Source organism: Brachyspira hampsonii (assembly GCF_002214805.1).
Taxonomy (GTDB): domain Bacteria; phylum Spirochaetota; class Brachyspiria; order Brachyspirales; family Brachyspiraceae; genus Brachyspira; species Brachyspira hampsonii.
In genome coordinates this window covers 2,139,139-2,159,764 of the sequence record NZ_CP019914.1, presented here as the reverse complement: position 1 = coordinate 2,159,764, position 20,626 = coordinate 2,139,139, and the positions used below count along the sequence as shown (strand labels likewise).

The window sequence follows — 20,626 nt, the reverse complement described above, 5'->3', positions numbered from 1 at the left end:
ATTCTACTGCTGCCTATTTTATAGTTATTTTAACAAAATATTGATTTTTAATCAATAATATAATAACAGTTAAATAGTTCATTTTGTAGTATATATATCAACTAAAGCTAGGTACATTTGATTAGCTAATTCTTTTACAGCTTTGTTGCTTCCAAATTGCCATTCATGTATAAAAGCAGATTCTATCAGTACAGAAGGAACATCTTTTTTTATTTCCTGTTTATTATATGCATTTTCAAAAGCATCACCTATAACTATTAAGCCTCTTAATGATATGGCATTATTTATAAGCTCTTCTTTATCATAAAATTTCCATACGGTATTAGGAAGAACTCTATCATGACCTATTATAGGCGAAATTTTATATTTCTCCTGCATTCTTTCAGACAATTTATAAGCAACCTGCATAGAAGCTGGAAATTCTCTATTATAAGGACTAACTATAACATGAAAACCTGAAGTTTTAGATCTTCTGCTTATATAAGGCATATAATCAAAATGTATGCTTAAAAGCAAATCAAAATTATTATCTATAGCATAGTGTCTAATGGCATATAATTCTAAAGTCTGATATCTAGTCAGTCTTCCAGTTCTCTCTTCACCTTTTACTTTTGTATTATATATACCTAAAAGTTCCTCATAATTATTGGTCATATATTCTTTTATAGGTCTGCTGTAATAAGCCCCTTCTCTGCTTAAAAAATATTCAAATCGATTATCCTCTGAAAGTATTTTAGCTAATTCCCTTGCCACTCTTAAATTCATATAATATTCATAACCTAAATAACCTAAAGCACCTTTAGTAGCTGCATTATGTCCGGGATCTATAAGTATTCTTACCTTTCTGTTTTCTATTATATCATTAAATTTTCTGCTTGGACTTTCGGCACTATTTAATTCGCTTTCTCTTACTATAGTTTCAGAAACTTTTGTATTTGCTGTAACTATAAGAGATGAAAAAGAAACTATTATCAAAACAATAATTACTGTAGAAAATATAATAAAACGGTTTTTGTTATTCATAATAGTATAATTATCGTAAAGAATTTTATTAAATTAATATGTATATACGAAAATAGGGCTTTTATCAAGCCCCATTATTTAGTAATTTAATTATTATTGTTATTATTGACAAGAAGCCTTTCCTGTTCGTACATTTATTCCGCCGGCATCTGATATCATTTTAATAATATTCTGATTTCTTGATTCGCATGCATAAGTATATGCAGATTTATTTAACTGCTTACTCACTATATTTACATCGACTCCTTTATCCAATAAAAATTTCACAGCATCTTCTCTTGAGTTTCCAGCAGCAACCATAAGCATAGTTTCTCCGTCTCTTTTATCCTGTTCATTGAGATCTAATTTTCCATTGTATAAAGGATATAAATATTCTATAATTTTTATATTTCCACCAAGTATAGCAGATTTAAAAGCACTTGTAACATCAGCAGTATCACCTGCATAAAGATTAGCACCTTTAGATACTAAATACTCAACAACATCTAAATATCCTATGAAAGCAGCCCATCCTAATGCAGTCTGTTTCAAACTGTATGTATCCTGAACTTCTATATCCTGACCTGCATCAACCATTTTTTTTATCTCATCAAGATTTCCTTCTTTTACTGCATCAAACCATTTAGCATTAGGTCCCTGAGATGGTTTTGTATAAAATATTCTATGGGAAAGTCTTCTAGGATTTGCAAGATTAGTTAACTGCTCTGGAGTAAGCCTTTTAAATCTTGCAGTCTGAGAATAAAGAGGAATGGATAAAATTAAAACAAATAAAATACTAATTATCTTTTTCATATAATATCTCCAATTAAAATTTTTGATTTAAAAAACAAAAATTACTATATTTAGTAAAATAATTTTTAATAATTTTTGATTATAAATAAATTACTATTATTAGTAAAAATTAATTGCATTATATAAATTATTATAGTATTATGATAACTAATACTATATTTAAGGAAAATAAGATGTTTAGAAAAATACTAATTATATCAATAATCTTTATTACGATATTTGCAATATCATGCTCATCATCTAAAAACAGAAACAGTAAAGAATTATTCATTAATGCCGGAGAAGAGCCTAAAACAATAGACCCTACATTATCCGGAAATGATTTCGTATATCCAAGGCATGTATTTGAAACTTTAATCACAAAAGATAAAGCAGGCAATTTACAAGCAGGAGCCTGTGAAAGTTGGAATATATCTGATGACGGACTTGTATATACTTTTAACTTAAGAACAAATGCAAAATGGTCTGATGGTAAAAAAAATGTAATCGCTGATGATTTTGTATATGCCTTGCAAAGAGCAGCAAACCCTCTAAGTGCCGCTGAATATACATCTTTTATAGAATATATAAAAAATGCAGTTCAAATATTATCAGGCGAACTTCCTGTTGAAGAGCTTGGAGTAAAGGCTATTGATGATTACACTTTAGAAATAACTTTAGAAGCTCCTACAGGTTATTTTTTGGATATTTTAACTTATCCTATATTTGCCCCTATAAGAAAAGATATAATAGAACAGTATGGAGATCAATGGTCATTAAATCCTGAAAGCTATATAGGAAATGGTGCTTTCATTATGACTGAAAGAAGCCCTGATGAAAAAATAGTTGTTGTAAAAAATACTAACTATTGGAATAAAGATAATATAGTACCTGAAAAAATTACTTTTGTTATGATGAAAGATGCTACTTTGGCATTAGCCGGAATTAAAGACGGTTCATTAGATTTTTCTGTTTATATCATAGAACAAGATTTAGAAAAATTAAAATCTGAAGGAATAGTTAATATTGCTCCGTATTTTTCTACTGTCGCATTCGGTATTAATGCTACTAATGAAGTATTAAAAGATACAAGAATAAGAAAAGCCTTATCATTGGCAATAGACAGAAACTACATAGTAGAAAATATTGTTCCTACAGCTAAATCTCCTACAAGTGCTTGGGTACCTGTAGGTGCTTATGATGTTCAGGGAGATTTCAGAGAAAACGGAGGAGAATATATAGATTTATCAAAAGATGCTTACTCTAATAATGTAGAAATGGCTAAACAATTAATGGCTGAAGCAGGATACCCTAATGGTGAGGGCTTTCCTGTACTTGAATATAAAACTACTGCAGATCTAGTATATATACAAGTTGCAGAGGCAATTCAGCAGATGTGGAAAGAGAATTTGGGTGTTGATTTGCAAATATCATCTATGGAATGGGCAGCTTATCAGCAGATGAGAAGCGAAAAAAATTATCAGCTTATAAGAACTTTATGGATTGGTGATTACAGCGATCCTATGACTTTCTTAGAAAACTATTTAAGCTACAGATCTCAAAATAGTTCAGGCTACAGCAATAAACAGTTTGATAATTATATTGAAGCTGCTAGAAACTCTGCTAATCAGGAAATAAGAATGAAAGCTATGCATGAAGCTGAAAAAATATTAATAGCAGAAGATAATTTGTTAATACCAATATATAATCCTTCAAATCCTACTTTAGTAAGCAAAAGGTTGAAAGATTATGTATTAACACCATTAATGGAATATCAATTCCATTATGCTTATTTAGAATAATAATATAAAAATTGTGAGTACCTGTCATTTGTAAAATGGCAGGTATTTTTTACGAACAATTTTTATTAGCAATAATAAAAATCAATTCCATTATGCTTATTTAGAATAATAATATAAAAATTGTGAGTACCTGTCATTTGTAAAATGGCAGGTATTTTTTACGAGCAATTTTTATTAGCAATAATAAAAATCAATTCCATTATTCTTATTTAGAATAATAATATAAAAATTGCGAGTACCTGTCATTTGTAAAATGGCAGGTATTTTTTATGAGCAATTTTTATTAGCAATAAAATAAATAAAGCCTCATCTAAATAAGATGGGGCTTTTATATATTATATACATTTACTCTCAATATTAATTAGATAATAAAATCAATCTTTATTTTCTTCTGCTTTGTTTTCATCATTATCTTTTTTTAATTTTTCTATTCTGATTTTAGTAACAATATTTCCGCTTTTACCTACAACAGTAAATGAATATCCATTATATTCTATATCCTCATTTCTTTTTGGAAGCCTTCCTAAATATGAAAATAAAAATCCTCCCACAGTATCAGCCTCATCATCCGGTATAGGCGGAAGTATATCATATTTATTGAAATCATCTATTCTAGTTCTTGCATCAACTAAATATGTTCCGTCATCATTACTCTTTATCTCTTCATCTTCCTCATCGTATTCATCTCTTATATCTCCTATAATCTGCTCTAGTACATCTTCCATAGAAACAATTCCTGAAAATCCGCCGTATTCATCAACAACCATAGCTATATGAATTTGCTTCTCTCTGAAATTTTTTAACAATTCCATTAATGAAATTGATATTGGAACAAATAGAGGTTTATGAAGAATTTTTTTAAGCGAGAAAGTTTTTTCTTCGGCATCAATCAAATCCTTAACATACAAAACCCCAACTATATCATCTATTCCGTCTTTATATACAGGAATTCTGGAATTTCTATCCTTATTAAAAGCCTTTATCACCTTATCATAAGATGATTCTATAGGTATCATAACTACATCAACTCTAGGAACCATTATTTCTCTTACACTTTTTGATTTTAATTCAATAGTATTTGTTATAATTTCTCTCTCTGCTTCTGTAAGTGCTGATAGATTTACATAATTATTTTTATCAGTATTATTGTCTTTTTTCTTTAATATTTTAGATATTAATTTATTTATTGGCATTTTTATATATATCCTTAAATTTATTATCTATTTTCATTTATTGCTCTTATAACATTTTTATATAATTCTTTCATCTTCTCATTATTTTCCATTAATGATTTTCTGCTGTAATTATGATGTATTCCCTTTAAATGAAGTATTGAATGAATAATCAATTTTAATATAGTTTTTTTTATCTTTTCTTCACTGTATCTATCCACTACCCATTCATAAGAAATAACTATATCTCCTCCTTCATTTATATCCCCCATAGGAAATGTAAGTACATCAGTAGCTTTATCTTTATTTCTAAATTCTTTATTAAGATTTTTTATATATTCATCATCACAGAAAAGTAAATTAACCTCTCCGTCAATATCCGCAGTCTTTACTGAGTAATACAAAAAATATTTATAATACTTTATATTTATATCATAATTAGTTTCATTAAAAACATTAACTTTCATAATATATTATTTATTTACAGTCTCTTTATTTTCCTTGTTATCTTTAATTTCCTTATTATATTTTAATTCCTTAGCATCCTTTTCGCCTTTATGCTTTAAAGGTATTTTTTTAGCTATTTTTTCTTTTATATTTTCTTTAATTTTTTCTACATTATTTTTAGTTTTTTTATCAGTTTCTTTTTTAACTATTTGCTTTTTAGAATCTTTTTCTTCTTTCTTATTATCTTTATTATCATCTTCATTTTCATCATTTTCGTCATTATTATCATTATTAAGTTCAGGATACTTAATCCTTTCATGCAATGATGCTATAATCTGCTGGAATGATATCTTTTTAATTATTTCTATATCTTTTAAAGTAAGTCCGCTGTCATTTAACTCACCATTAGACATTTTATCATTTACAATATGTTCTATAAGCATTTCCAAATCCTCTCTTTTAGGAGAATCCAAGGATCTGCTTGCTGCTTCTATAGAATCTAAAATCATTAATATAGCAGTAATTTTTGACTGCGGTCTAGGTCCAGGATATTTGAATAAATTTATATCTACATCAGGATTTTCTTTTAAAGCTTCAACATAAAAATATTTTATTAAGGTTGTTCCATGATGTTCTTTAATTGCTGCAATAACCTCTTTAGGAAGTCTGTATTTTTTAGCTATTTCAACCCCTAAACGAATATGAGCTTTTACTATTGAGGCAGAAAGAGTAGGTTTTAATTTATTATGCCTATTTTCCGTTTTATTAGTGTTTTCTATATAATAGAGCGGATTTTCCATCTTTCCTATATCATGATAATATGCCGATACGCATGCAAGTCTTGCATCTTCGCCTATTTCCTCAGCTATAGTTTCTACTAAATTTGCCATACTTATAGAATGGTGATAAGTACCCGGAGCATTCATTTGAAGTTTTCTAAGAAGCGGATTATTCAAATCTGATAATTCCTGAAGTCTGAATATAGTAGCTGTTTCAAGTACATATTCAATGATAGGTAAAAATATCATAACAAGTATAGATTGTGCAAAACCGCTTACAAAAGCAAATATAATAGTCAAATAGTTTATTTTTATATTATCATTTAATAATACACTTATTAAGCACATTATACTTAAATATGCCCCTATAAGCATACCAATTAAAAGAATAGAATATCTATTATGTATTTTCTTTGACAAAATTGAGGCGAATACAGATATTACAAATAAGGCAGATATTTCAAATAATCCAGCCTGTGCTACATTTGCTGCAAGTAAAGTTATAGATAATGTTATTATAGCAGATATTCCTCTTTTAGCTCCAAGCAAAGAATTTATTATGCTGAACATAGGAATAAATGTATACACATAAAAAGGAATATAAATATTTAATGAACTATAAGAAATATGATTATAAAAAATATAAGTTACAGAAACTATCACCGTATATTCTATAGCAAACAGTACAAAATTTTTGAAATTTATATAGAAAGGTATCTTATATTTAAAAATTATAAATCCAATAAATGAAAATAGAATTAAGATAAATAAAGCCTGTCCTATAAATGTAGGAACACTGTATCCTCCAAAATTACTTCCAAATAAATTTCTAATCAATTCAGCTTTTTCTTCTGTTACTCTTTCTCCTACTGTTAAAATAGGAAAACCTTTTTTTATCAAATTATAAACAGGGTCCAGATTATATTTTATACTGTTTATCTTCTCTTTTGTTTTAGAAGAATTATATATTAAATTATCTTTTAAAAATGCATTTACAATAGCTGATATAGAATTTATATGATTAATATTAAGATTTCTATATTTAGTACCTACAATCGAAGGAAGTTCTAGTCTTAAATCTTCTAAAAAGAAAACCCTATTTCTAGGAAGCAGCTTCTCCTCTATTATATAATTATCATAACTATATACGAATATGCCATTATTCAATATCAAACTTAATGTATCAGAACTCAAATTTCCTCTTGAAAGAATTCCAACTCCAAATAATTCTTTAATAGTTTCTATTATTTTGGACTCATATCCTATATTAAGATCGTTAACTACAGCATTAGAAAATACAGATTTATTTATAGGCTCATCATAGCTAAGAAGAAATTGATTATATATTTCATCAATAGGAATATTATTATCATGAGATATTCTAATAAAAGAAAACATATTGCTTATTTTAGATAAAGCTTCATACTCTATATTTTTAGGCATGTCAAATACCGGAGATATAGTTGCCTCTGTATAATATATAAGTTTTTCTGTTTCTTCTTTATTTTCATATCTAACATTTTTTTTGATTATAAAAGGCTCTGTAACTATATCGCCTACATTAGGTATATCAACTTTCTGAACATAAGTTGGAAAAACCAAAAATAAAGTAAATAGATATAATAATATAGCTATAGTTAATTGAAAAAATCTTTCTATATTCGGTGTTTTACTTAAAACAGATTTTGCTATTTTTTTATTCGTATTCATAACTAATAATACCTTTTAAAAACAAAATTTTTATTAATAATCAGCACTATCATAGGCTTCTAATATTTTAGAAACCAGATGATGCCTTATAACATCTTTTTTTTCAAAATGATGAAAACTAATACCATTTATATTGCTTAATATCTTTAGAGCATGCTCCAAGCCGGACTGAGCATTTTTTGGCAAATCGCTTTGAGATATATCGCCTGTAACTACAACTTTAGACTTCTCCCCTATTCTGCTTAAAAACATTTTCATCTGAGATATTGTTGTATTCTGTGCCTCATCGAGTATAATGAAAGCTCTGCTTAAAGTTCTTCCCCTCATATAAGCGAGAGGTGCTACTTCTATTTTGCCTTCTTCTGTATATCTTGAAATCATATCGGCAGATATAATGCTGTATAAAGCATCATAAACAGGACGCATATAAGGAGATATTTTCTCTTTAAAATCACCGGGCAGATAACCTAAACTTTCTCCTGCCTCTACTACAGGTCTTGTTATAATTATACGCTCTATTTTTCCATCTGAAAGTAAATTTATAGCATAAGCAACAGAAAGAAAAGTTTTTCCCGTACCGGCAGCACCTGTAGAAAATATTATATCGCTTTTTTGCATCTTATAAATATATTCGCCTTGCGATACAGTTTTCATTTCAATATTTCTGCCCAAATAAGGCAATTTTATTTTCATAGATATAAATTTATTATCTTTGTTATTATAAATATTGTCTGCTATGTTAATTACTTTTTGTTCAGTTATCTCTGATGATGAATTATATAAATCTTTTAAAATATATAAAACCTTTACCGTATCTTCTATTCTTACCAGATCACCTTTTATCGTTAATTCATTTCCTTTCGGATATATGGAAACATTAAATTTATTCTCTAGTATTTCAAGATGCTTATCTTCTATTCCGCATATAGATATAAAAGAATCAATATCTTTGAACTTTACCTTATTATCTAAAATTTTATTATTAATTATATCAAATCCTTTATAATTTAAAATCACTTATTTAATAATATACTAAAATCACATCTATTGTCAATATTAACTAAAAAAAATATAATTTTTTTTATAGTAATTATTTACAGTATATAAAAACTCTAAATACGGTAGTAAAGCTATATTAGTATGCTTTACATATTTTAGAATTGATTTAAGAAAACACATTTACTATATCTATAAAATTTTTTCATTGCTTTTTAATTATTATTTCACATATATATAAATTTTATATACATATTATATATATTTTATATACAACAATATTCTTTTATTCATATAATTTTATAAATAATTACCAAAAAATAAAATAACTTTAAATATATAGTATATTATTAGTGAAAATAAAAATAAAAAAATTATAAAAATATATAGACTATTTTTTTTATTTATAGTAGTATATAATTGTTTAATAATATATTTTAATTACAAGGTTATAAAGTTATAATACTTTGATTTAATTATGAGAATTTTACTAGCAATAACAAGCTCAATATCCGCATACAAAACTCCATTTCTTGTAAGCCATCTAAAAAAACAAGGGCATAATGTTATCTGTGCTGTTACAAAAAATGCACAAAATATGGTCGGTGCTAAAGCATTAGAAACTATGAGCGGAAATAAAGTAATAACAGATCTATGGCAGGAAGATGATATACTTAGACATATTCACATAAATGAAGAAACAGATATATTATTAATAGCTCCTGCTGATGTAAATATCATAGGAAAAATAGCAAATGGTATATGCGATGATGCTATAAGTACAATAGCATGTGCCTATACAAAAAAGAAATACTTTGCTCCTGCTATGAATCCTAATATGTGGGCTAATAAAGCAAATCAAAGAAATGTAAAATATTTAATAGAAGAATTAAATTATGAATTGATATCGCCTGAAAGCGGAGAAATGGCATGCAATGACACAGGAGTAGGAAGGCTTGCAGATATAGATACTATAATACAAAAAGTAACTTCATATAATAAATCATCAAAGTATAATAATATAAGATTCACAATTACATCAGGGGCTACAATAGAATGGATAGACCCAATAAGATATATAACTAATAATTCAAGCGGTAAAATGGGAGCTTCTATATATGAAGAAATATCTTCAAACGGCGGTATATCAACATATATAGAAGGCAAAGTCAATGAACCTTTAAGTGTAAAAAACAATGATAAGAAAATAAAAGTCAATATCACTAAAGAACTTCAGGATAATGTATTAAATGAACTTGATAATACAGATATACTTCTTATGGCTGCTGCTCCTTTAGATTTCAGACCGGCACAAGTATTTGATAAAAAAGTAAAAAAACACAATATAAATACTATAGAATTAATCGAAAATGATGATATACTTCTATCTGCAAAAAATAAAAAGAAAAATCAAACAGTAATAGTGTCTTTCGCTGCGGAAACTGCTGAAAATGATGAGGAACTTAAAAATTATGCTTTAGACAAAATGAATAGAAAAGATGCTGATATGATAGTGGCTAATAAAATAAAAGATGCTATAGGAAAAGATACAAATAAAATTACAATATTTTTTAAAGACGGAAGATTTAAATCTTTTCCTGTTTTAAGTAAAAAAGAATGTGCCAAAGAAATAGTTTCTGAGGCTGTTTCAGAATGGAATAAAAAAAATAATATTACGGGATTGAAATAATGAGTTATCTTTATGAAATAAAAGAAATTAGTAAGATATATGGTCATGGAGGAGGTGCCACACAGGCATTAAAGTCTGTTAACCTTACTATAGAAGAAGGAAAACTTACTGCTATATTAGGTCCTAGCGGTTCAGGAAAAAGTACATTACTTAACATATTAGGAGCTTTAGATAAGCCTACAAGCGGTCAGGTATTATTTTTAGGTGAGGATATATCTCATTACAGCGATAAAAGATTGGCGAAATTCAGAAGAGAAAATATAGGCTTTGTATTTCAAAGTTATAATTTGCTTCCTAATCTTACCGCTATAGAAAATGTTGAATTTTCCACTGAAATTACAGGTCTTTCAAGAACTAATGCAGAGGAAGCTTTAAAATTATTGGGACTTGAAAATAGAGTAAAACATTATCCTACAGAATTATCAGGAGGAGAACAGCAAAGGGTAAGTATAGCCCGTGCAATAGCTAAAAAGCCTAAAGTAGTATTATGTGATGAACCTACAGGGGCATTAGATAATAAAACAGGCGTTATGGCTTTAAAAATACTTAGAGACCTCAATAGAAATTTGGGAACAAGCATCATACTTATAACTCATAGTAAAGAAATAGCCAAAATGGCTGATACTGTTGTAAAAATTTTGAGCGGAGAAGTATTAGATAAATATGATGTAGAAAATCCTTTGAATCCTGAAGATATAGAGTGGTAAAAAATAATGATAAATATAAAAACAAAACTATTATTTAGAAAAATAAATAAACAGCTTGCTATATTTATGTCTGCTGTATTCATAGTAACATTAGCTGTACTTTTTTTCGTTGCCGTAAAAACAGTATATAGGGATTTTAAACTTTCAGCAGAAAATTACTTTGAAGAAAACACATTAGATGATTTAGCATTATTCGGTATGTTTGATACCAATGATATAGAAACACTTGAAGAGATGAAAGGAGTTGACAGAGTCGTTGCTAAACATAGATTTCAAGGTAAAATAGAAAATATTGATGCTATAATTTACGGCACTGATAATTCAGAAGACAGGATAAATAAACCTTATGTATATGAAGGAAAGACTGAATTAAAAACTAATGAAATAGCAATTAATAAAAATTTTGCAGAAGCTAATTCTTTAAAATTAGGCGATACTGTAGAAGTAGTATTTAATGATAAAACTAATTCATTTGTTATAGCGGCTTTAGTATCTTATCCTAATTATGTGTTTCTTTTTAAAGACGGAGCAAGCACTGCATCCGAAGCTAAAGATTTTGCAGTTATAGAAGTTAATGAAGATCATTTTAATTATATACCTTATAATTCAATATATATAAAATATACTGATGATGCTAATAAAAAAAATGTTGAAAATCTAATAAAATTAAAATTAAAACAAAAAATATTCTTATCTACAGACAGAGAACAATCAGTGAACTATGTGAATTATGAGCAAACATTACTTCAAATAGACTCTTTCTCATATATATGTCCTTCTATACTTCTTCTTATGGCAATACTTTTACTTTATATTATACAAAGAAGAAATGTAGCTGTAGAAAGAAAACAAATAGGAATAATGAAAGCTATAGGACTTACAGATTTTTCTATAATGTTTATGTATATAAAATATTCATTTTTAGTATCATTTTTCGGAATACTTTTAGCTTTTATTGCAAGTAATTTTCTTTTACCTCCTATATTCAATGCACTCGGCAACATATTCGATATGCCTAATTTCAATCATAACACTTATATAGATTTATGGGTAATATCAGCAGTAATTATATTATTTGTATGCATATTCTCAAATCTTTTAGCTGCTGTATCAATATTAAAATTAAATCCTGCTCAGTCTATGAGAGGGGAACCGCCTAAAGGATCTGGTAAAATATTTATAGAGAAATTACCAATTTGGAATAAATTTTCTTTTAATACAAGATATGCTATAAAAAATGCCTCAAGAAGCAAAACAAGATATTTAGCTTCTCTTTGGGGAATGTTTGCTGCTATAAGTATGACTATATTTGCTCAGGGATTTAATAATTCCTTTGATTATTTCTTATATAACTTATACGAAAAATTTGCTTTATATGATGTTGTTGTTAATGTAAATTCTACAAAATGGGAAGATAATTCTGATATATTAACTAATGACGGAATTAAATATTATGACAAAGCAGCAATTTATCAGGCAAGATTATATCCTGCATTTAAAGATGATGCTGAAAGTTTATATATTCCTGCTTTAATATATAAAGATAGTTTCTCATCTATGGATATACCCAATAATAATGAAAAAGAAGATTCTGTAATGATTCCTAAATATTTGGCTGAAAAACTAAATATTAAAGAAAATGATTATATTGGTATAGAATTATACAGCTTAGGAAACAGCATTTCCAGAAGAGTCAAAGTAAGTAAATTTGTTGATCAGCAAGGTATGTTTTATGTTTATATAGATAAAAAATTTGCTGAAGAAACATTTGAAATACAAGATGTTTATAACAGCATATTTATATCTACTAAAGATAATGTTACTAAAGAAGATATAAAAAATATATTAGATAAAAGCAAAGAAGTTTCATATTATAGTTTCAGAAATGATGAGTATGAAGCCTATAAAAATCAGATAGCGACTATATATCTTTTAGTACAAATACTTATATTCATAGCATTCTTACTTGGTGCTACTTCGCTTTATGGTGTAGGAGTTATCACTCTTGCAACTAGGAGATATGAGTTTACTCTCCTAAAGGTTATGGGGTATACTACAAAAGAAATTATGATAGCATCTTTAAAAGAAACTATTACTCAGATAATAATTGCCATACCTCTTGGAATAGCAGCGGGATACGGAATATTATATTTAGTAAAAAAACCTTTCTCAAGCAAACTATTCTCATTCGTTCCGCATGTATATGAATCAAGTTATATACTTGCCGTAGCATTGCTTATAACTGTAATATTCCTTGTATCTGTAATGAGTGCATATTATATAAACAGATTGGATATGGTTGAAGGGTTAAAAGACAGAGAAGAATGATTAAATAAAAATAATACAAATTTATATATAAACGCTTGACTTTTTTTTTAATTATTGTATAATGATAATCACTTCGCTGGTGTAGCTCAATTGGTAGAGCAGCTGATTTGTAATCAGCCGGTTGCGGGTTCGAGTCCCATCACCAGCTCATTTTTTACTCCTACCCTATTTTTCTAATCTAATTTTTAATATCAAAAATATTTAATAATTAATCAACACTATATTTCGATAATATATTGCAAAATAATAGTTAGGATAGGTATATATGTTAAAATTAAAAGATATTATAAATAAAAAAGGATATTTCATAATAGCTGAAGCCGGATGTAATCATGAAGGCGATTTAAATACTGCAATTAAACTCATTAAAGAAGCAGCTAAATCAGGTGCTGATGCTGTGAAATTCCAAAGCTTCACTCAAAAAACTTTATTCGCTGAGAAAGAATATACTAAGGCTCTAAAATTAAAAGATGATGCTTTAGAAGGAGTTGATAATATCATATTAAAAAAAGAATGGTATGAACCTTTAATAAAAGAAGCTAAAAAAAATAAAATCATATTTATAACTACTCCTTTTTCTGTAGATTCTGTGAATGATATTGTTTCTTATGATATACCTATAATAAAAATAGCTTCATGCGATATAGATAATATACCTTTGCTTGAAGCTGCTGCTAAAACACAAAAACCGGTTATACTTTCAACAGGACTTGCCTTAAATAAAGATATAAAAGAAGCATTAAAAATATTGAGAAAAAATGAAGTAGCGTTACTGCATTGCTCTGTAGAATACCCTACTCCTTTGCAAAATGCCAGACTTAATAGAATATCTGTTATGAAAAATCTATTTAAAAATAATATAATAGGATATTCAGATCATACTATAGGTATTGAAGCTCCTATCATTGCTGTTTCTTTAGGTGCTAAAATAATAGAAAAACATTTCACTGTAACACCTGAAAAAGAAACGGGAGATCATATCATAAGTTTAGACACCAATGGTATGTCTGAAATGATAAAATCTATTGATAAGACATTAACTATGCTTGGAGGAGATGCTGCAAGCAAAAAAGAGCATATATTGAGCAAGCAGGAGAAAAAAGAACTTGTATATGCTAAAAGAGGAATTTATTTAAGTCATGCTATGCTTAAAGGAGAGATAATTACAGAAAAAGATTTAATTGCTTTAAGACCTTGCGTAGGAATACCTGCTAAGTATTATAAAAAAGTTTTAGGTATGAAATTAAAAGTTGATAAAAAATCTAATACCGCTTTAAGTTTTAAGGATTTAAAAAAATAACTTGAAATAAAAAATGTTTTATGATAGAGTTTAATAAATAAGGAATGAGGTCTCCTTAAATTATTTAATTAATACATATTTTTATTAAATAATTAAACCGCTTTATTTATTTTTTATATAAAAGCTGATGACTTCTGCAAATTTTTATGATTTTTTATGATTATTAAAGAATAAATAAAATCTTTAATAATTGATATATGTATTTGCAGATTCAGTTTTTATATATTTTAATCCAATCTAATATAATTCATATACTCATAAAAAATCAAATACTAATAAAAAAGGATTATATATTTATGCTTCTTAGTTTAGCCTTGATATTTTTATGCGGTATGCTGCTTGGAAAAATATTCTCACTTTTAAAACTTCCTTCTCTTTTAGGGCTTATAATCACAGGAATAATATTAGGTCCATACTGTTTTAATTTGCTTGATAATTCAATACTTTCAATATCATCAGATTTAAGAGAATTAGCACTCATTATAATATTAACAAGAGCAGGGCTTAATCTTGACATAGAAGATTTAAAAAAGGTAGGAAGACCTGCTGTTCTTATGTGCTTTGTTCCTGCTGCCTTTGAAATAATAGGAATGATTTTAATAGCACCTAAACTTTTTGATATTAGCTTATTAGATGCTGCTTTAATGGGGTCTGTTGTTGCTGCTGTATCTCCGGCAGTGCTTGTTCCTAAAATGCTTAAACTTATAGATGAAAGATACGGCACTAATAAAAGCATACCTCAGCTATTAATGGCAGGTGCTTCTGTAGATGATATATTTGTAATAGTATTATTTACATCTTTCACTTCGCTTGTAAAAGGAGGAAGTATATCTTATATTGATTTTATAAAAATACCTACTTCAATAATATTCGGACTTTTATTAGGCGTTATTATAGGTTTTATACTATCAAAATTCTTTACTAGATTTCATATAAGAGACAGTGCTAAAGTAGTTATAATACTGAGTATATCTTTTATACTTGTGAGCATAGAAAATTCTATATCAAATTTATTAGGAAATATCGTAGGAGTATCTGGGCTTTTGGCAGTTATGAGTATTGGAGCATATCTAAAAAAATCAAAGGAAGAATTATCAAAAAGGCTTTCATTAAAATACTCTAAACTTTGGGTAGCTGCTGAAATTATGCTTTTCGTACTTGTAGGTGCTGCTGTAAATATTAATTATGCTTTTAAAACAGGATTTTTAGGAATTATATTAATATTTGCTGTTTTGATATTTAGAATGTTTGGTGTTTTTGTATCATTAATAAAAACTAAACTAAATAAAAAAGAGAGAATATTTAGTATGATTGCATACTGCCCTAAAGCAACTGTTCAGGCTGCAATAGGTTCAATACCTTTATCATTAGGTTTTGCCTCAGGAGAAATTATACTTGTTATAGCGGTTCTTGCCATATTAATAACTGCCCCATTAGGAGCTTTTGCAATAGAAGCCACTTACAAAAAATTATTAGAGCATGACAAATAGTTTTTAATTTCATTGACAATAATAATTGAAAATAATATTAAAATTAAGGGGTTGTTTTTACATAAATCAAACCCTTAATCGTAAATTAAAATATATATAAGAAATCACTTACCTGTAACATTTATAGTGTCATAATCAGTGAAATCATTTTTACTCTCTAAATCTTTTTTCTCATAATCTTTAAGAGGTATTTTATTTCTTCCTATAAAAAAACTTGACTTAATATCATATACATATATAATACAATATATGTATAAAAATATAAAACTTTCAGTTCAGTTCAGTTCAGTTCAGTTCAGTTCAGTTCAGTTCAGTTCAGTTCAGTTCAGTTCAGTTCAGTTCAGTTCAGTTCAGTTCAGTTCATGAAGAATCACAAGTAATAATTCCATTATTATTTTATTCATTAACTTTTCAAATAGAAGAAATTTATTCCATCACTATTTTTCATGAAATTAAATATATATCCAATAAAATGAATTCTAGCTAGCGTTCAGCATATAACTATATTCTAAATAAATTATATAAAGGATAGTAAAATATGAAAGAAACTTTTATTGATAAATTTTTAAGAAAATATAGAATTAATATGGTCAAACCAACTATACTAAAATATAATGAATGCAAATTACTTGATATTGGATGCGGTTGGGAAGCTAGATTTTTAAAATCAATAGAAAATTATATTTCTTATGGTATAGGGATAGATTTTAAACCGCCTGAATTAAAGACTGATAAATTAGAAACTATAAAAGTAAAATTAGAAAATAAATTACCATTTGAAGATGCAAGTTTTGATATTGTTACCATGTTAGCAGTATTAGAACACCTAACTTATGCTGATGATATTTTAAAAGAAATTAATAGAGTTTTAAAACCAGAAGGAAGACTTATATTAACAGTACCTTCCAAAATAGCTAAACCAATATTAGAATTTATGGCTTATAATCTTAAAATTATAGATAAATTAGAAATAGAAGATCATAAAAAATATTATAATAAAAAAGATATATTAGAATCTGCTAAGTTATCAAATTTTATAGTTGAAAAACATAAATATTTTCAATTTGGATGTAATAATTTTGCAATATTAAAAAAGAAGTAATAATAATATACTCTGCGGCTTCACCATTATTTTAATGACAGTGAAGCCATAATAAAATTACTTAATTTAAATTATTTACCTGTAACATTTATAGTGTCATAATCAGTGAAATCATTTTTACTCTCTAAATCTTTTTTCTCATAATCTTTAAGAGGTATTTTATTTCTTATAGCGGCATAAACAGTAGGAACTATTATAAGAGTAAATGCTGTTGACACTAAAAGCCCTCCTAGTATGGCAATGGATAAAGGCTGATACATTTCATTTCCGCTTCCTCCTGACAATGCCATAGGCAAAAGACCTAATATTGTTGTTAAAGTTGTCATAAGTACAGGTCTTAATCTTCTAGGACCTGATTCTAATGCTGCTTCATCACCATTGATATTTTTTTCATGCATAAGCTGATTCATATAATCTATAAGTACAATACCATTATTTACTACAATACCTATTAGTACAATAAAGCCTATTCCGCTGTATACGCTTAAAGTTTGTCTTCCTATAAATAAGGCTGCTAAAGAACCGGCAAAACCGAATGGTATTGCTAATGCTATAACAAAAGGTGCTATAAATGATTCAAACTGACTAGCCATTATAGCATAAACCAAAACTAATGCTAATATAAAAGCCTGAATAAGCTGTAAAAATGCTTCTTTCATATCCTCAAAATCTCCCGCATAATTAATATTAAATCCGGAAGGAAGGAATACTTCTTTTGAAATGATTTGCTGAACATCCTGCATTATTTCGCTTAATGCTCTATTATAAGCTGATGCTCTTATAGTTGTTATTCTTGTACTGTCTTTTCTATCTATTTCTGTAGGTCCGTAGCTTTTTTCTATAGAGGCTATTGATGATATAGGTACTATTCCAGCTGTTGTAGGTATCATAAGCCTTGATATATCATCTATTTTTAATCTGTCAGGCTCTCCTAACTGAACATTAACATCTATATCTGTAACATCAGAATTAGCCGGAGTCATAGTTGTAGCAGTAGTTCCTGCAAAACTTGTTTTAATAATATTCGCTATAGTGTTTACATTAATTCCCATTTTAGCGGCTATTTCTCTATTAACATATATTTTAAGCTCAGGATTGGAATCATCTCTTGTAAGTCTAGGCTCTCTTATTCCTTCTATGTCAGATATAGAGTTTATTATATTATTTGCTATTTCTGTAGACTTATCTAAATCATCTCCTACTAGCTCTATTTCTATTTCCTGACCTCCTGTTCCTCCGTCTCTTCCGCCGCTATTTATAGCTGATGTTGTTATTGCTGATATATTAATTTGTGCAGGATATGATACCAATGCATTTCTTGTTATTTCTATATATTCATCAACAGAAAGTTTTCTTCCTTCACTTTTTTCTCTAAGCTGCACTCTTATTTCAGCAGCATTCTCTTCAGAGCCGGATTTTACCCTAGACTGCATTCTATCAAAATCCTCTCCTATTGCATTCTGTATATCGCTTTCCATTCTGCTGACAAAAGCCTGTGTCTGCTCGGATTTAGTACCTACAGGCATCTTTACCTCTATTTTAAATTGTCCTTCATCTGAAGTCGGAAATCCTTCTTTACCTATAAAAATTAAACCTAATATTATGATTATAAATACAACTGATAATGAGGAAATAAATACTTTCTTTTTGTTTTTTATAGAATAACTTAATAAAGCAGAATATAAGTTATTAATTTTACTATGAAATTTATCATTAACAAAATTTTCTATAGGTATTAAAAATTTCATTTTCTTATTTGTTACAAGTCTAGCCCCAAGCATAGGTACTATAGTAAGAGCTACAAATAAAGAACCTATCATTGAAACTGTAACTGTAATACATAAATCTCTAAATAATTGACCTGTTTGTCCTTCAACGAAAAGAAACGGCAAAAACACCGCAATTGTTGTAAGAGTAGAAGCCGATATTGCAAGTGCAACAGTTGAAGTACCATTTATAGCTGAAGAATATTTTCCGTATCCGTTATTTCTATAATAAAATATATTTTCCAAAACTACAATAGAGTTATCAACCATCATACCAATACCCAAAACAAGTCCTGATAATGATATAATATTTAAAGTGATTCCAAGAAAATACATTAATGTAAATGTAATAATAATGGATATAGGAATGGAAACTGCTATTATAGAAACTGTTTTTACATTCCATAAATAAAGCATCAATATAATAACTGCAAATAATCCGCCCTGCCAAGCTGTATCCAATACTCCTTTTATAGCTTCATTTACATTATCAGCACTATTGAATAATATTTCATACTCCACGCCTTCAGGAAGATTTAGATTAGCTAATTGTCTTTTTACCGCTTTTGACACATTAACAGCATTTCCTCCTGATTCTTTATTAACAGATACTGATATTGCCGGCATACCATTGATTTTTACTATTTCAGAGTCATCACTGTATCCCTGATAAACTCTTCCTATATCTTTTAATTTTATCGGTGTATCATTAGTCTTTAATGCTACAACTGTATTTTCAATATCTTCCGGTGTTGTAAACTCTCCCATAGTTCTTAGAGTATATTTATAAACTCCTTCATAAGTATCACCGCCGGATAAATTTTGATTTTCTGATGATAAAAGAGAAACTATACTGTTAATATCTATACCGTAGGCATGAAGTCTATTCAAAACTAAATCGACTTTCATCTCACTTTTAAGTCCGCCCCTTATTTCTGCCCTTGCTACTCCGGAAGCCTGTTCTATTTTATTTAATATTTGATTATCTATTAATGTATATAATGCTCCCAAATTATCCGTCCCGAAAAAAGCTATTTCCATAATTGGAGTCATATCTGTAGAAAATTTTAATACTGTAGGACTATCAGCATCATCCGGAAGAGAATTTTTTACTCCATCTATTGCCTCTCTTACATCCGCTGTTGCAACTGCTAAATCAGTACCCCAATTAAATTCTATAAATACGCTTGACTCTCCCTCTTGTGAAGTAGAAGTTATTGTATTAATATCGCTTACAGTGGCAACTGCATTTTCAACTACTCTTGTAACTGATTTTTCTACCTCTTCAGGTCCGGCATTCTCATATACTGTTCTTACTGTAATATATGGAAGCTCCATATCCGGTAAAAAATCAACTGCCAATTTACTCAAACTTACAAAACCTAATATCAATACTGCTATCATACACATAAAAACAGCTACTGGTCTTTTTACTACTAACTCTATAAAATTCTTCATTCGCTTCAACCTACCTTTTATATAGCATACTATATACTTTAAACTCTTTAACTTAGACGAATAATTATAAAAAAAGTTTCAAGAC

General features: G+C 27.9%; 14 protein-coding genes and 1 tRNA gene. 8 read left to right on the top strand and 7 right to left on the bottom strand.

Annotated features, from left to right (window positions below; translation table 11 throughout):
* Positions 1-78 precede the first annotated feature (78 nt).
* Together BHAMNSH16_RS09470 and BHAMNSH16_RS09465 are read right to left on the bottom strand one after the other, a co-directional pair.
* On the bottom strand, positions 79-1,023 hold the full coding sequence (locus BHAMNSH16_RS09470) for an N-acetylmuramoyl-L-alanine amidase family protein (protein WP_008726652.1): 945 nt from the start codon (positions 1,021-1,023) through the stop codon (positions 79-81).
* A 102-nt stretch (positions 1,024-1,125) separates the two neighbouring features.
* Positions 1,126-1,815 carry an ankyrin repeat domain-containing protein gene (locus tag BHAMNSH16_RS09465; RefSeq protein WP_008726650.1) on the bottom strand — a complete coding sequence of 230 codons (690 nt, stop codon included), beginning with the start codon at positions 1,813-1,815 and terminating at the stop codon, positions 1,126-1,128.
* A 173-nt stretch (positions 1,816-1,988) separates the two neighbouring features.
* Between BHAMNSH16_RS09465 and BHAMNSH16_RS09460 the strand changes: the two genes are divergently transcribed.
* Positions 1,989-3,596 (top strand): peptide ABC transporter substrate-binding protein, encoded by a 1,608-nt coding sequence (locus tag BHAMNSH16_RS09460; protein ID WP_008726648.1) that lies wholly within the window; start codon positions 1,989-1,991, stop codon positions 3,594-3,596.
* 374 nt (positions 3,597-3,970) lie between these two features.
* On the opposite strand, the gene tlyC is transcribed toward BHAMNSH16_RS09460, so the two are convergent.
* Genes tlyC through BHAMNSH16_RS09440 form a run of 4 tightly spaced genes read right to left on the bottom strand, consistent with a single transcriptional unit; the run spans position 3,971 to position 8,721 of the window.
* Positions 3,971-4,789, bottom strand: a complete 819-nt coding sequence (tlyC, locus tag BHAMNSH16_RS09455) for a hemolysin C (RefSeq protein WP_008726646.1) — start codon at positions 4,787-4,789, stop codon at positions 3,971-3,973.
* 23 nt (positions 4,790-4,812) lie between these two features.
* Positions 4,813-5,235, bottom strand: coding sequence for an rRNA maturation RNase YbeY (gene ybeY, locus BHAMNSH16_RS09450; protein ID WP_008726644.1), 423 nt, complete (start codon positions 5,233-5,235; stop codon positions 4,813-4,815).
* A 6-nt stretch (positions 5,236-5,241) separates the two neighbouring features.
* On the bottom strand, positions 5,242-7,704 hold the full coding sequence (locus BHAMNSH16_RS09445) for an HD family phosphohydrolase (protein ID WP_069731959.1): 2,463 nt from the start codon (positions 7,702-7,704) through the stop codon (positions 5,242-5,244).
* Positions 7,705-7,737: 33 nt separating this feature from the next.
* Positions 7,738-8,721, bottom strand: a complete 984-nt coding sequence (locus BHAMNSH16_RS09440; RefSeq protein ID WP_241033597.1) for a PhoH family protein — start codon at positions 8,719-8,721, stop codon at positions 7,738-7,740.
* 457 nt (positions 8,722-9,178) lie between these two features.
* Between BHAMNSH16_RS09440 and coaBC the strand changes: the two genes are divergently transcribed.
* The 7 genes from coaBC (at position 9,179) to BHAMNSH16_RS09405 (ending at position 17,317) form a co-directional block, all read left to right on the top strand.
* The gene (coaBC, locus tag BHAMNSH16_RS09435) at positions 9,179-10,390 is read left to right on the top strand and encodes a bifunctional phosphopantothenoylcysteine decarboxylase/phosphopantothenate--cysteine ligase CoaBC (RefSeq protein WP_008726640.1); all 1,212 of its coding nucleotides are present in this window, start codon (positions 9,179-9,181) and stop codon (positions 10,388-10,390) included.
* A complete protein-coding gene (locus tag BHAMNSH16_RS09430; RefSeq protein ID WP_008726638.1) occupies positions 10,390-11,097 on the top strand; it encodes an ABC transporter ATP-binding protein in 708 nt (235 codons plus the stop codon). The genes coaBC and BHAMNSH16_RS09430 overlap by 1 nt, the downstream gene beginning before the upstream one ends.
* A 6-nt stretch (positions 11,098-11,103) precedes the next feature.
* On the top strand, positions 11,104-13,425 hold the full coding sequence (locus tag BHAMNSH16_RS09425; protein WP_069731958.1) for an ABC transporter permease: 2,322 nt from the start codon (positions 11,104-11,106) through the stop codon (positions 13,423-13,425).
* A gap of 75 nt (positions 13,426-13,500) precedes the next feature.
* Positions 13,501-13,573: transfer RNA gene (locus BHAMNSH16_RS09420), tRNA-Thr, on the top strand.
* Between the two features lie 117 nt (positions 13,574-13,690).
* Positions 13,691-14,725, top strand: a complete 1,035-nt coding sequence (locus BHAMNSH16_RS09415) for an N-acetylneuraminate synthase family protein (protein WP_008727437.1) — start codon at positions 13,691-13,693, stop codon at positions 14,723-14,725.
* 296 nt (positions 14,726-15,021) lie between these two features.
* Positions 15,022-16,215, top strand: a complete 1,194-nt coding sequence (locus tag BHAMNSH16_RS09410; protein WP_008727436.1) for a cation:proton antiporter — start codon at positions 15,022-15,024, stop codon at positions 16,213-16,215.
* 538 nt (positions 16,216-16,753) lie between these two features.
* Positions 16,754-17,317 carry a class I SAM-dependent methyltransferase gene (locus BHAMNSH16_RS09405; protein ID WP_008727217.1) on the top strand — a complete coding sequence of 188 codons (564 nt, stop codon included), beginning with the start codon at positions 16,754-16,756 and terminating at the stop codon, positions 17,315-17,317.
* Between the two features lie 71 nt (positions 17,318-17,388).
* Here BHAMNSH16_RS09405 and BHAMNSH16_RS09400 read toward each other — a convergent pair whose 3' ends face one another.
* Positions 17,389-20,541 (bottom strand): efflux RND transporter permease subunit, encoded by a 3,153-nt coding sequence (locus BHAMNSH16_RS09400; protein ID WP_069732215.1) that lies wholly within the window; start codon positions 20,539-20,541, stop codon positions 17,389-17,391.
* Positions 20,542-20,626 lie beyond the last annotated feature (85 nt).

Excerpts from the sequence above, each read along its gene's own strand:
- BHAMNSH16_RS09470 (WP_008726652.1), bottom strand. The coding sequence starts at position 1,023 with ATGAATAACAAAAACCGTTTTATTATATTTTCTACAGTAATTATTGTT.
- BHAMNSH16_RS09465 (WP_008726650.1), bottom strand. The coding sequence starts at position 1,815 with ATGAAAAAGATAATTAGTATTTTATTTGTTTTAATTTTATCCATTCCT.
- BHAMNSH16_RS09460 (WP_008726648.1), top strand. The coding sequence starts at position 1,989 with ATGTTTAGAAAAATACTAATTATATCAATAATCTTTATTACGATATTT.
- tlyC (WP_008726646.1), bottom strand. The coding sequence starts at position 4,789 with ATGCCAATAAATAAATTAATATCTAAAATATTAAAGAAAAAAGACAAT.
- ybeY (WP_008726644.1), bottom strand. The coding sequence starts at position 5,235 with ATGAAAGTTAATGTTTTTAATGAAACTAATTATGATATAAATATAAAG.
- BHAMNSH16_RS09445 (WP_069731959.1), bottom strand. The coding sequence starts at position 7,704 with ATGAATACGAATAAAAAAATAGCAAAATCTGTTTTAAGTAAAACACCG.
- coaBC (WP_008726640.1), top strand. The coding sequence starts at position 9,179 with ATGAGAATTTTACTAGCAATAACAAGCTCAATATCCGCATACAAAACT.
- BHAMNSH16_RS09430 (WP_008726638.1), top strand. The coding sequence starts at position 10,390 with ATGAGTTATCTTTATGAAATAAAAGAAATTAGTAAGATATATGGTCAT.
- BHAMNSH16_RS09425 (WP_069731958.1), top strand. The coding sequence starts at position 11,104 with ATGATAAATATAAAAACAAAACTATTATTTAGAAAAATAAATAAACAG.
- BHAMNSH16_RS09415 (WP_008727437.1), top strand. The coding sequence starts at position 13,691 with ATGTTAAAATTAAAAGATATTATAAATAAAAAAGGATATTTCATAATA.
- BHAMNSH16_RS09410 (WP_008727436.1), top strand. The coding sequence starts at position 15,022 with ATGCTTCTTAGTTTAGCCTTGATATTTTTATGCGGTATGCTGCTTGGA.
- BHAMNSH16_RS09405 (WP_008727217.1), top strand. The coding sequence starts at position 16,754 with ATGAAAGAAACTTTTATTGATAAATTTTTAAGAAAATATAGAATTAAT.
- BHAMNSH16_RS09400 (WP_069732215.1), bottom strand. The coding sequence starts at position 20,541 with ATGAAGAATTTTATAGAGTTAGTAGTAAAAAGACCAGTAGCTGTTTTT.